General features: G+C 71.9%; 5 protein-coding genes. All 5 read left to right on the forward strand.

Annotated features, from left to right (window positions below; all coding sequences use genetic code 11):
• Window positions 1-258: 258 nt before the first annotated feature.
• The 5 genes from D7Y15_RS01310 to D7Y15_RS01330 are packed head-to-tail and all read left to right on the forward strand — an operon-like array spanning window position 259 to window position 13,399.
• A complete protein-coding gene (locus tag D7Y15_RS01310) occupies window positions 259-4,029 on the forward strand; it encodes a phage tail protein (RefSeq protein WP_121751453.1) in 3,771 nt (1,256 codons plus the stop codon).
• The gene (locus D7Y15_RS01315; RefSeq protein ID WP_121751454.1) at window positions 4,026-11,633 is read left to right on the forward strand and encodes a hypothetical protein; all 7,608 of its coding nucleotides are present in this window, start codon (window positions 4,026-4,028) and stop codon (window positions 11,631-11,633) included. The genes D7Y15_RS01310 and D7Y15_RS01315 overlap by 4 nt, the downstream gene beginning before the upstream one ends.
• A gap of 31 nt (window positions 11,634-11,664) precedes the next feature.
• Window positions 11,665-12,006 (forward strand): hypothetical protein, encoded by a 342-nt coding sequence (locus tag D7Y15_RS01320; RefSeq protein ID WP_121751455.1) that lies wholly within the window; start codon window positions 11,665-11,667, stop codon window positions 12,004-12,006.
• Window positions 12,006-12,215 (forward strand): hypothetical protein, encoded by a 210-nt coding sequence (locus tag D7Y15_RS01325; protein WP_120565664.1) that lies wholly within the window; start codon window positions 12,006-12,008, stop codon window positions 12,213-12,215. The genes D7Y15_RS01320 and D7Y15_RS01325 overlap by 1 nt, the downstream gene beginning before the upstream one ends.
• Window positions 12,212-13,399 (forward strand): phage baseplate assembly protein V, encoded by a 1,188-nt coding sequence (locus D7Y15_RS01330; protein ID WP_121751456.1) that lies wholly within the window; start codon window positions 12,212-12,214, stop codon window positions 13,397-13,399. The genes D7Y15_RS01325 and D7Y15_RS01330 overlap by 4 nt, the downstream gene beginning before the upstream one ends.
• The last annotated feature ends 3 nt before the right edge of the window (window positions 13,400-13,402 follow it).

Below are 13,402 nucleotides of genomic sequence, written 5' to 3' on the forward strand. Positions count from 1 at the left end.
CGACAGTCGGACAGGATTGAAGGACCGAGGCGGGGGACCACCGTGCCAGCCGAGCTGCGGAAACCTGTCCGACAGTCGGACAGGATTGGAGGACCGAGGCGGGGGACCTCTGCTCCAGCCGGGCTGCGGGATTCTGTCCGACAGTCGGACAGGTTGGGACCGTGTCGGGCGGAAGGTGCACGGCATTGATGTTTGGGCGCTTGGTGCGGCGCGTTACGGCTTGGCCGCGACGCTTCCGGTCGTGGAGGGGCTGGCCCCATGAGCCCTCCTTCTCAGCGGCTGAGCCAGCTCCTCCCGGGTCTCTACTCGGCGCGGGACTTCACGCTCGCGGATCAGCCGCTCCTCAAGCTGCTCGCCGTGCTGGGCATGGAGCTGGATGCGTTCGCGCGCGCGGTGGATCAGCTCTGGGATGATCATTTCGTGGAGCGTGCGGGTCCGCAGGCGCTGCCGTTGCTCGCGGAGTTGATGGGCGCACGGCTGATCACCGACGACCCTCGCGTGCAGCGAGGTGTGGTGGCTCGCGCGGTGGCGTGGCGCCGACGGAAGGGCACGCTCGCGTCGCTGGAGGAGGTGCTCTCCGTCACCAGCCTCTGGGATGCGGAAGTGGACGAGTCCTTCCGTTCCCTGCTGGAGACCCAGGACCTCAACGACCTGCTGCCCTGGCGCGGGCGCAGCGCGGTGCTGTGGGATCCCATCGGCCTCGCGGATCCGCTCACCCGCCGCTCGCCTGGCATCGAGCGTCCCCGCGCCGGTGTCCCGGAGCGTGGCCCCTTCATTGGCATCGCGCCCGGGGAGACGCTGGACCAGGCCTTGCGCCGGCTGGGGAGCGCGGATGCGGGCCGTGTCGCCGCGACGCCGCGCACGCTGGACCTGCTGGGCTGGGCACGTCCGGATGTCGCCCTCATCCGTACCGCGCGCCTGACGCCCGTGGAGTTGGAGGAAGTCACCCCGGCCACCGTGCTCACGCTGCCCAACGGCTACCGGGGCTTTCGCGTGGATCCACTGGACCGCGATGGTCCCCTGGTGTGGCTCAAGCCCCTGGAGCGCGCGGACCTCACTGGAGGCCTCACCGCTCGCCATGAGCCCGCGCCTCCGTCGCTCGTCACGGGACGCACGGCGGCGATGCTGCTCACCCCTACCTCGCTGGCCGAGGACGCCGACGCCGCTGAACGCGCGGATGCCATCACCGTCTCCGTCGACGGCATTCCGCTGGTGGGACCGGAAGCCCTGCCGCTCCTGCGCGGACCGCTGCCCACCGCGCCCGTGGGGCCCTCGCCCACGCTGCGTTTCGCGGACCGGGGCAGGCCTTCGCCCGGAGACACCTGGCGACTGACGCTGCTGGCCGCGCGTGAGAACTCGGACACGGTGCTCCTGTCCACTGAACTGGTGTCGGACGCACTGAACGCCGTCACCGTCTCGCCGGAAGCGAACCAGCTCCTGGGCGGCACCACGGCGGCGTTGCTCGTGGAACGGGTGAGCGGTGAGCCGCGCCTGCGCGACGTGGACGGCACGTGGCGCACCCTCACCGTGGGTCTGCGCCAGGGGCCTCCTCGCAGCAATGCCATCCGCGTGGACCTGGCCGGTGCGCCGTGGGTCGCTCGCATCGAGCAACACCTCGCGGATGGCAGTCTGCGCCTTGCCCGCTTCGACGTGAGCGCTGACGGCGCGCCCTGGCAGGTGGCGGAGCTCATCGGCGCGTTGCCTCCAGACGGTCCAGGCATGTCCCTGGCCATCGCTGGTGACTCACTGTTGCTGGTGGCACCGGACGGCACGGGGAAGCTGGGCGTGTGGTCGGTGACGGGCCTGGACACCGCGACTCCGACGGGGACGCGGTTGGACACCGCGAGCCCACGGCAGCCCTCGGCGCGACTGGATCCCAGCCTGTGCGTGCGCGGCGGCCGGGTCTTCGTCTTCGGCGGTGACCTGGGCGGTGCGCCCACTGGAGACCTCTGGTCGCTGCCGGTCACGGGCGGACCGTGGCGGCCCCATGCGGTGCGCAACCGCCAGGAGCGCAAGGCCGCGACGCTGCTGAGCACGGCGCAAGGACTGATGCTCCTGGGCGGCGAGGCCGTAACGGGAGAACTGGCCGTGCCGGTGATGCTCTGTGATCCGGCCTCCGCGAGCCCTGTCTGGCGCCCCCTGGCCCCACTGCCCATCACCGCGAACCTGCCCGGCACGCTCGTGGCAACCACCACCGCCGACGGCGTGGAGGCGCTCGTCTGGGCGGACACGACGCGTCCTCAACGGATGACGCTGAAGGCAGGCGAGGATGCCTGGGTCGCCGGACTGCTGGAGGCCTCGGGGACGAACCCGCCGGTTCCGGGCGAAGCGCTGTACGTCGACGGGCGCGTGCTCCTCACGGATCCGGCGCCGCTGCCCGCGTCGGAGGTCGTCTTCTCACTGGGCGGGCGGGGCTACCTGGCCTTCCTGCCAGAGCTGGCCCTGCTCCCGGATGAACTCCTGCGTTTCAACGTCGCCAACGACGGCGCCGCGTTCATCGAGCCTCGCGAGGGCCAGCCGCTCCCGCTCGATTCCCGGCCCGGTGGTGCGTACCACTCGCGGGATGCTTCCGTGGCCGGCGGTGCGCGGCGCTATTCGGTGCCTGGGCGGCTGAGTCGCCACCCGTTCCAGCTGCGCCAGCGAAGCCTGGGCCCGTGGACGACGCTCGCTCCGAGCATCGCCGCCGGAATCGTCGCGGTGGATCCGCGCCTGGGCCGCGTCGTGATCCAGGAAGACGCTCCCGTGGGCCGCGTCACTGTCTCCGCGCGGGTAGGGCGGGGCGCCTCATTGGGAGCGGGGCTGCTTCCGCCGGACCGCCGTCCGCCCGCCGCGTGGGCGGAGCCGGACTTCCCGTTCATCGATCCGCCGGACCGTCCTGGCGACCGCTCCGGCGCCGGCCTTCCTGTCACCGCGTGGATCTCCCCGGAGCGCGCGGGCGGAGTGCTGGCCGCCGGAGGCCAGGAGCGGCCCATCGTCGCCACCGTCGCGGACGGACTCCAAGCCGTAGCGCTTCCGGCGCTGGCGCCTGGAGGCCAGGCGCGACCCATCGTTGCAAGCGGCTCGCCGTCGGTGCTGACAACCGGAGGCCAGGCACCGACGGACATGGTGAACATCGCGGAAGGAAGCCCATCCGGATCACCTCCGGTGCTGGGCCTCATCGGTTCGCCGCGTCTGGCTCCGGAGCGTCTGTCGCAGGGCCTGGACAACGGGCTGTCCCTCTTCGCCGCGGACACGGGCGCGGCGCCCTGCATCGGCGCGGACGAGCACGGCCTCTCGCTGGCGCTCTACCCGGGCTTCGGCGGCAGCGCGGCCACGCGCGTGTGGCTCGCGGGTCTGTGGCTCGCGGGACGGCTGGACCTGGTGCTCGCTCGGGGGCAAGCGGACCTGCGCTGGTGCAACCTGGGCGTCCCCGGACAGGTGGGCCTGTGGATGCCGGGCGGTGGGCACCAGGACATCAGCGCGCGGCGTTCGCTGCCTCCCTCCGACGTGGAGCTACGCCTCTACGGCTGCATGGTGGGCGTCATCGAACTGCCGCCCTGGGTGCACCTCATCGCCGCGGGCTGCACCTTCGACGCCGGAGACCGCGACGCCGTCGCCATCCGCGCGGCGGGCGCGACCGTGCGACTGCGGCACTGCACGGTGCTCGGGGCTACGGAAGCGGGCGTGCTGGAGGCTTCCTCCTGCGCCTTCGCGGGCGAGGTGCGCACGGACCGGCCGGACCTGGGCTGGCTGCGCTACAGCCTCTTCGCGCGCGGCGGACAGCCTCCGGTGTCGCACCAGTCGCGGGTGCATACCGTGTCCGTCCAATCGAACCGCCAGACGGACCCGGGCTACCTCGTCCTGGGCGACAACAACGGCCCCGAAGCGCTCCACGCCTCCGAGCGCGGCGGAGTCCCCGGTGCCCACGACGAGCGCTCCGACCACGAGCGCGAACTCTCCGCGCGCACCGACGACAGCATGCCCATTGGCATCACGCCCTTCCACGCCGACCGCAGCCAGGACGACCTCGTTCGGATGAGCCGACCATGACCGTGAAAGCGTACACCTCCAGGTCCCGCTTCGACGAAGCCCGGCGATTCTCCGGCGTCTATCAGCAGATGGGGCGCATGAGCCTCGACGCTGACTGGAACGAGGAGGTGCGGCTGCGCACCGTGGACTCGCGCCGCCGCTCCGCCGACGTCGCCGAGGGCTCGCCCGACGACGGCTTCCGAATCGTCGACACGTACCTGGTGGATCCCATCCGCAACGTGCTCGGCTGGACGGGGCAGGGCCTGCCCGCGGACGACGAGCGCATCATCCCGCGCGAGCTGCGCCTGGACCGCTATGACTCGGAGACGCTGCCGTTCGTGGTTCGCAGCCGGGGCCACATCGCGCTGCGCCGCACGCTGCCCGCGCCGTTGGACCTCACGGCAGTGCCGCGCTCGGACCGCACCACCTTCACCGCCTCCGTGCTCGTCATCGGCCTGCGCTTCGAACGGCCACTCACCGACGATGAGTTCATCGACCTGCGCGTGGTCGTCGCGGACACGGAAGGGAACGAAGCGGTCCTCTCCGCCGGTCTGGGGCAGCGGCCCACGGGATGGAACGACGTGCGCTTCCCCGTCGCCGCGTTCGCGGGCGTGGACCCGACGAAGCTGAGTTCCTGGGGCGTGCTGGGCCTGCCGCCCGTGGCCCGCACGTGGGTGGCCGCGCTGCGCGTGGAGGACGCGGCGCTGGGGGCCGATATCATTATAAGGGGTGGTGACGGGACGCTGCCGGGCGCGGGCCGCATGCTGCTCGACGGCGTGCGCATCTTCCTGGAGCAGGACCTGCGCTACTCCGTGCAGCTGGATCTACCGGAGGCGGATCCGCTGGCGGCGCTGCCCACGGACGGCACGCGGCACCACTTCTTCTTCCTCGACTGCTGGGAGCAGACCACCACCCAGTACGACGACGCGTTCCTGGAGGAACCCGCGCTGGACGGCCAGGACACCACCGTGCGCCTGCGGCTCGTCACCCAGGTGCGCGCGCTCCAGGGGCTGGCTGACACCGACGCGGAGGTCCTGCCCACGCCCACCAGCGGCGCACGCCTCACCACCAACATCCCGAAGGGCGCGCTGCCGGACCGCTTCCCACCAGAGCCGCTGGACCCTTGCCGAGACCGCTGCCTGTCCACGGAGAACGCCTCCACGGGCGAGGGCTACACGGGCTCCGACAATCTCCACTTCCGCGTGGAGTTCTTCCGAGGCGGCGCGCAGCCGGTGGTGCTGTGGTCGCGAGACAACGGCTCCACGGTGCTCCCGCTGACCGCGCCCGCAGCGGCGGATGCGATGACGCTCCAGGTCTCCCCCGCGAGCGCCGCGAAGCTGCGTGCGGGAGATCTCGTCGTCATCGAGGACCGGGTCACCCGGCTCCAGCCGGAAGGCCCGTCGCTGCCAGTACTGCGACTGCTGCGAGGCGTCCAGGCGGACACGGGCAAGCTGGAGCTGGCGGATGCGAGCACGGTGCTCACCACCGACCCCGTGCCGCTCCCCGTGGGAGGCACGCTGGGCCGGGCCTTCAGTCCGGAGCAGGGCGCGGTGGTGCGCCGGTGGGACGGCGGCGACCTGCTGGTGCCCAGCGTGCGCTACCGCTTCGACGATGGCATCACCCTGGCGTTCGGCAACACTGAAGGGCGCGCGACCGAATACTGGTCCTTCACCGTGCGAGTGCGCGCGGCGGACGGCGCGGCCCGGGGTGAAGTCGAGCAGCTCACGGACGCGCCCGTGCACGGTCCGGTGCACCACTGCGTGCCCCTGGCGCGAGTGACAGGAGGCGAGACGCGAATCTTCGAGGACCTGCGCCCGCGCTACCTGCCGCTCGCCCAGGTGCGAGACAGGTTGGTGGAGCTCTCCGAGCGCGTCATCGGCCCGGGCGTCTTCACGGTGGTGGTGGGCGACGGCGTGCGCAGCTTCGGCGACGTCGACCAGGACCTGCTCGAAGGCATCACCGGCGACGAGGCGCTCCAGGCCGCGGTGGACCGGATGGGAGGGCAGGGCGGCTCCATCTTCGTGCGAGCCGGCCGCTACAAGCTGGAGCACCCGGTGCTGCTGCGCAACCTGTCCTCCGTGCACCTCCTGGGCGACGGCGAGGCCACCGAGCTGCGCACCCAGGGCTCCGGCGGCGCCTTCTTCGTGGACCGGTGCGGCCTGGATGGCGACGTGCGCATCGAGGACCTCAAGCTGGTGGAGGCCCCCTTCGAGGACGTGGTGATTGGCGGAGGCCTCCAGCCCGTGGTGAAGGCGGTGAAGACGAGCGTGGCCATGTCGAACGGCCAGCGCTTCGTGCCGCTGGTGGAGGTGGACGACGACCGGGTGCTGGAGGAGGACGACGTGAAGCACCCGTCCGCCGAAGCCGACTTCGTGGACGTGGTCGTCGACCGCATCAAGGCCATCGTCCCGGGCCAGGGCCGCGCGGCGGGCTCCGTGGTGGCCACCCTGGTGCAGCTGCGCAAGCTGCAACGCCAGCATCCAGGCCAGCCGCTGGAGGACGTGCCGGAAGCGAAGCCGCTGCTCGACGCGCTGGCGGCGCTGCCTCACGGCGTGGTGACGCTGGCGGACTCCAGCGGCGTGACGCTGCGCCGCTGCCACATCCAGGCGAACCAGGCTGGTTCCGAGGCGACAGGCGTGCTGGTGACGGGCACCTGCGCTCGCATCGTCATCGACGAGAACCGCGTCGGCGCGGCGACAGGCATCGCGGTGGCGCCGTATGCCCCGTATCTCGCGGAGCGCTTCCTCGCGTCCTTCCCGCGCGCGGGCCTCTTCGTGGACGCGCTGGCCATCACCAACAACCGGCTCCAGCCGCTGGGAGACGCGACCACGGGCATCCACGTGGCGGACGGGCGGCTGGCGGGCGTGGAGGTGCGCGGCAACAGCGTCCAGGGCTTCCAGGTGGGCATCCTGGTGCAGGACCTGGCGGAAGGGGGACTCGCGGGGCCGGTGGACCGCGTGGTGGTGGCGGAGAACCAGATTCTGGGATCCGCGGCCGTGGGCATCCAGGTCGCGGGCGACGGCGTGGACGTCGTGGGCAACGAGATCCGCAACGCCGTGTCGGACAGCCTGTTCCAGGTGGGCATCCAACTGGTGGGCCGGGCGCTGCGTGTGCGCGAGTCGTGGATCTCCCTGCCGGCCGTGCCCGCCGCGTCCGTGCTGGGCGTGGTGGCCGGCATCGTCGTGGGCGACGGCCTGGATGACGGCGCGTCCAACGGCCGCCCCGCCTCGGACGTGGAGGTGGTGGACAACCGCATCGAAGGCGACGGCGAGTCCACGCCGGGCTTCGGCATCCTGCTGGGCGGTCCGCAGCCGGTGTTCGACGTGCGCATCCGGGGCAACGTGGTGCGCGCGCTGGGGGACTCGGCCGTGCGCACCTGGGGCACGGGCGGCGCGGTGGGACGCCTGCGCGTGGAGGACAACCGGTTCGAACAGGTGGCGCTCGCGGACGTGCCGTCGCAGGAGGACAACACGCTGGCGCTGTCCCGCCTGGACCCGGGCCTGGAGGCCGTGCTGAGCGCGGACGCGAAGTCCCGTCCCCGGCCGCTCGTGGAGGCGCTGCTCGCCAACGCCACGACCCGCGTGCGCGCTCCCCTGGACGCGGCGCTGCGCTGGCTGGAGCGGCTGACGCTCCGGGGCGCGGTGGTGCTCTCGGGCGTGGACGAGGCGCAGGTGCGCGGCAACCGGCTGCTCCAGGTGGGGCGCACGGAGGCCTACGGCGCGCCCGGACTCCCGGACGCGGAGGTGCGCGCGGCGGGCATCGCGGTGGTGTCCGGCTCCGGCATCACCGTGGAGGGCAACGAGGTGGACGGCGTGCACGCGCCGGTGACGACGACGCAGCCGCCGCCCGTGACGGGCCCGGTGAAGCTGCCGCCCATCACCGTGGTGCTTCAGCAACTCAGTGTCACGAGCTCCACCGTCCGCCCGGAGCGCGCGGACGTGCACAGCGCCGTGGTGGGCCTGTACTCCACATTGTTGCGGTACACGGGCGCGAACGTGGACGGGCGCCAGAAGGCCGGCCGGGGCCTGTACGGCCCGCTCGATACCCTGGTGGTGGAGCTGGAGGACCTGGGGACCGTACCGGACAACATCCTCAACGCGCTGGTGAGCGACGTGGCGGACCTGCGTGCCGCCCAGGGCTTCAACGACCACACCCAGACCTCGCACGCGGTGCGCTCGTCGCTGGCGCGCGCCTCCAGCTTCACCGCGCCGGATCCTGTGTCCCAGGAGGCGTGGGACATGGTGGCGCAATTCGATCTGGCCACTGTGTCCGGCAAGGACGCCGTGGTGGCGACGGCGGACCGCATCAAGGGCGCCTTCGACTCGCTGGTGCAGGGGCTGCCCTCCGACACGCAGGAGGGACTCCTCAAGGCCCTGGCCCGGGTACAGGGCGGGCCGACTGACCTGACCGCGCTGGTCACGCTGGCGGGGGCGTTGAGCCAGGTGGCCCAACTGCGCGAGGCGCAGGCGCAGCGCGCGAGGCATCCCGTCATCGGCCAGGCGGTGGGGCCCAAGAAGACCATCATCGGCACCTTCGCCCAGGCCGCGCTGCAACAGCTGCCGCTCCAGCCGGGCACGCGGGGCGCGAAGGCCAACACGGACGTGCTCGTGCAGCTGCGCCTGTCCAAGGAGGCCCTGACGGATCAGCTCCAGCAGCTTCACCCCGGGCTGGCCTCGCAAGTGGAGGCGGACTACCGCGACGTGGAGCGCACCGGAGGACAGATGCAGCCGATGGTGGACCGCATGCGCGCCACCCTCAAGCAGGTGCTGGACTTCACCACCGGCGTGCTGCCCACGTCGGACGTCACGCCGGAGGACGGCGCGCGCGTCGCGGCGCAGGGGCTCACCGCCACCATCGGCCTGTACGCCACGAACCTGGACCGGCAGGCGGCGGGCCTCGTCTCTGAATCCGACGACACGGTGGAGAAGCAGCTGCGCTCCTTCGGCACCGCGGTGGGCCAACTGGGCGAGCTGGTGAGCGGCGACGCGGAGCTGTCCTCGCTCTCGTTGCAGGCGCACCAGGCGGTGCTCAACGCCATCGCCCAGCCGCAGAAGCGCATGGAGCAGGTGGCCATTGCCCGGAGTCTCCTGGACCGCATCCGTGTGCAGACGCTGGACGTGCTGCCCATGCCCCTACCGCCCGTGCCGGATAAGGCGGAGCCGCTGGAGCGCTGGGTCTCCGCCCTGGGCGCGCTGGTGCTGGCCGTGCGCGGCATGGCGCCGGGGCCGGTGCTCAGCGGTTCGTTGCAGCTCTACCTCTCCCAGTACGACCGCGTGCTGGACATCGCTGGCGTCCAGGGAAAGCTCCGCACGCTCGCGCTCCAGCGCGTGAGCGACGCCATCACCGCGCTCACCAGCGGCAACGGTGGTGTGCCCGCGCGTCAGGCCCTGCACCTGCTGGTGGACGAGCCCGCGACCACCGCTGCGGAGGCCGTCTCCAGATCCACCGCGGTGACGGCCGAGCTGGACGCCGCCGCGGTCCTGCTGCGCGCCGTGGAGCAGGCACTGGATCCCGACGAGGACGACGCATCACGAGTCGCGCGGCTCCAGGAGTACCTGCGCCAGCGCTCCGACAAGGTCTCCGCGTCGCTCGTCGCCGTCGTCACCGGCATGCAGGCGCTGGACGCCATCCTGGACATGCTGCGCAAGTCGCTGGAGCAGCTGGCGCGCGGCGAGGCCCCTGACCCCGGCGACCTGGTGGATCCCGTCTTCGACACCTTCCCGTTGCCCGCGGACGGCCTCTTCGTGTCCGGCGTGCAGGGCCGCGTTCGGCTGGCGGACAACACCGTGCGCGACACGGCCACCGGCATCACCGCCCTGGGCGCTGCGGGGCACCTGCTGACGGAGGCGCCCACGGATCCAGGCTCGCTGCTGGACGTGGACGGCAATCGGCTGGAGGGCTGCGCGGTGGCGGGCCTGCGGCTGCGGCCGGACCTGTCCGTGACGGTGGTCTCCGACAACCACCTCTTCGCGTGCGCGGGCCTGCCCACCGCGGGCGAGCCCGGCCTGGGCCAGGCGGTGGCCTCGTTCGTGGGCTCCGGCGAGCTGGTGGTGAAGGGCAACGTCTTCCTGGAGAGCGGCAACACGCTGCCGCAGGCGGTGCTCCACGAGGTGGCCATCGACTGGCGAGGCGAGACGGTGGTGCGCGGCAACACCGTGCGCCACGCGGGCGGTGGTGGCGGAGGCGCGGGCGTCCTCGTCGTCACCGACACGCTGCCTCCGGACCTGGTGGCGAAGCTGTCGCGCGTGCCCTTCCTCGCCACGGACCCGGTGCCCAAACCGAGCACGGATGGCCGCACGGTCCCCGGCAACTCCGCGCCGTCCTCCATCGCCACGCTCGCGTCGGTGCCCCGCGTGGAGGACCTGGTGCAGCTGGGTTCGTTGAAGCAGAAGTTCGCCGCGGGGCCGGTGCTCAACCGCGCGCTCACGGTGACGGCCGCGGACTTCGCGCCCACCCTGAGCGCCAGCGCGGCGGCCTCGCGCTACCTCTCGGCGACGACGGCGCTGGTGCAGCCCGCGTTGGTGGACTTCCTCGTCAAGCCCCTCCCCATCCTTCCGAAGCCGGTGGTGAAGGAGAAGCGGGGCGTGCAGGTGGAGGGCAACGACATCACCGCGCGAGGCCCGGCGCTGCTCCTGCTGGGCAACGGCGGCGCGGTCATCTCCGTGGCCGTGTCCGGCAATGAGCTGCGCAGCGAGGGCGGCGTGGGCGCGGTGTACCTGCGCCGCGCGGACTCCACTGTCTTCAGCGGCAACCGGTGCGAGTGCCTGGACGCCGTGAACGTCGTCGTCCTGCGCGTGGAGAAAGCGCCGGTGACCTTCACCGGCAACGTGGTGCTGGGAGCGGAGACGGTGACGCCGCCCCCGCCTGTGGTGCGTCCCCAGTGGCTGATGCCCTCGGACAGGCTGACGCTCCAGATTCCCGTGGGCGGAGGCTCCACCCTGGGCGTGCCCCTGGACCAGGAGCTGCTCCTGGGCGGCCTCCAGCGCCGCCGCGACGTGGCGAGCGATGCCTTCTCCACGCTGCTCGCGGAGCTCGTCTTCCAACCCACGCCCCTCCCTCCCCAGGCCCGGGCGGAGATCCCCGCCAAGGGCGTGCTGGACAACACGACGATGCAGGACGTCCGCTCGAAGCTGCCCGCGACCATGGACGTGAGCATGGCGGCCCGGACGCTCTACGGCATCGCGGTGACCAAGGACGACTCGCCCACGAGCGCCCTGCGGGACCTGGTGGACCGCGTCGCGATGCACGCGGACAAGCCCGAGGACGTGCAGGGCCAGGTGCGCTCCGTGCTGACCGCGGCGGACGGCGACCCGAAGAAGGCCCTCCAACTGGTGGACAAGAGCGTGCTCGGCATCGACTCGGCGGCGTCCACGGTGAAGGAGAGCATCCTCAACGTCTCCGTGCTGCACGAGGTGCTGGCGGACTCGTTCTACACGGGCGGCACCACCGGCCCCATCCCGGTGCAGGACGCGGGCATCCGGCCCCTCCCGCCGGAGCCGCTACCGGATCCGTATGCCCACTCCGTCATCATCCTGGGCGGCTCGCGCGTGGCGGCCGTCGGCAACGCGACCACCTCCGGTGTGCACGTCCAGGAAGCCGACGCCGTGGTGGAGCTCAACCCGTAGCGCTGGAAGTCCCTTTCGCGAGGACACCCCCATGCCCGACCCCTTCGCCCTCAGTGGCCGTGTCGCCCTCCAGCGCACCGCGCTGCCCGAAGTCTCCCTCTCCGCCACGCCGGACGCGCCCGACGCGAAGGCCGCGACGCTGGAGAACCTGGCCGGCACGCGCGCGAAGCTGGACCTGGACACCTCCGTGCTCCGGGCGCTGGACGTGCGCATCTCCCGTCTGCCGCCGGTGCCCACGGTGCCCGTGACGCTCCAGGACCTGGTGCGCGCCGCGCGCCGCAGGCTCGCCTCCGAGCGCCAGCGCGACGTGGGCATCTGGGTGGACACGCGCGTGAAGCTGGCCACGCGGCTGGTGCAGAAGCTGGAGGAGTGATGCGCAAGCTGCTCGAAGCCAGCATGGGGCAGCGCTGCTACCTCTTCACCACGTTGGGCCAGGTGTACGTGGGCCTGGTGGTGGAGCTCATCGACGACGTCGTCCACCTCACCGGGCCGGATGGCGCCACACCCGTCTACATCAACCTGTCGGACGTCTCCGGCGTGCGCCAGTACGACGAGGACGACGACCTGGGGAGCGCGCGATGATCGAACAACTGCTGCAGCAGCTCATCGAACGCACGGAGAGCCGCTACTTCGGCAAGTACCGGGGCTATGTGACGAACGTCTCGGACCCCCTCAACCTGGGGCGCATCCAGTGCGTGGTGCCGCGCCTGATGGGGGACGTGGCCACGGGCTGGGCCATGCCGTGCACGCCATACGCGGGACCGGATCAGGGCCTCTTCGTGGTGCCGGACGTGGGCGCGGGCGTGTGGGTGGAGTTCGAGGGCGGAGACCTGTCCCAACCCATCTGGAGCGGCATGTGGTGGGGGCAGCCCGCGCTCGCGGACCTGGGCCAGCCGGACTCCACCGCGCGAGTGGCCCCGGACGTCAGTGAGATTCCCAAGCACGACTACCCGCCCCAGTCCGCGGTGCCGGGCGTGCGGATGCTCAAGTCCGCCACGGGCCACTACATCGTCCTGGACGACCGGCCGGAGACCGCGCGCGTGGAGATCCACGACCGGCAGGGCAACCGCGTCATCCTGTCCGCGGAAGGCCTGGACCGGCTCATCAGCAACGAGCGCACGGTGAACGAGGGCAACCGCTCCGCGGAGGTGGACGGCGACGACCACCTGGAGGTGGCGGGCAAGCAGGACGAGACGGTGGACGGCAGCCACACCCGCGACGTGGGCGGGGATGTGTCGCTGCACGTGACGGGGTCGCTGACGGAGAAGGTGGACGTGGCGGGCTACTCGCGCACGGTGGGTGGCAGCGGCCTGAAGGAGATCGTGGGCGGTCCGCGCGAGGACCGCATCCAGGGCAGCCACACGCGCATTGTCTCCGGCGCGTCGCAGGAGACGGCGGTGGGGGGCTTTGGCGTCACGTCCGGCGGCAACGTGAACCTCGCGGCGGGCAAGGCGGTGAAGGTGGCCGCGGCGATGCCGGACCTGCCGGGCCCGTCGCTCAACGCCGTCTCCATCGACGCGCTGGCGGGCAACGTGTCCATCAACACGATGCTGGGCGTGTGCCAGATGGGAGGCCTCACCGCCATCTCCCCCATGGTGCTGGGGGACGGGTTGGCCATCCACTTCACGATGCTGGCGCAGATCCTCAAGGCGGTGAACCCGATGACGGTAGCCGCGTACGGGCCGCTCCTGGATGTCTGGGCGGCGATGACGCCGATGCTGGACTGGTCCTACTTCGGCTTCGTCAAGCGCATGCCGGTGGGGTGACGC

It is taken from the genome of Corallococcus sp. AB030, from assembly GCF_003668965.1.
In the GTDB taxonomy this organism is placed as follows: Bacteria; Myxococcota; Myxococcia; order Myxococcales; family Myxococcaceae; genus Corallococcus; species Corallococcus exiguus.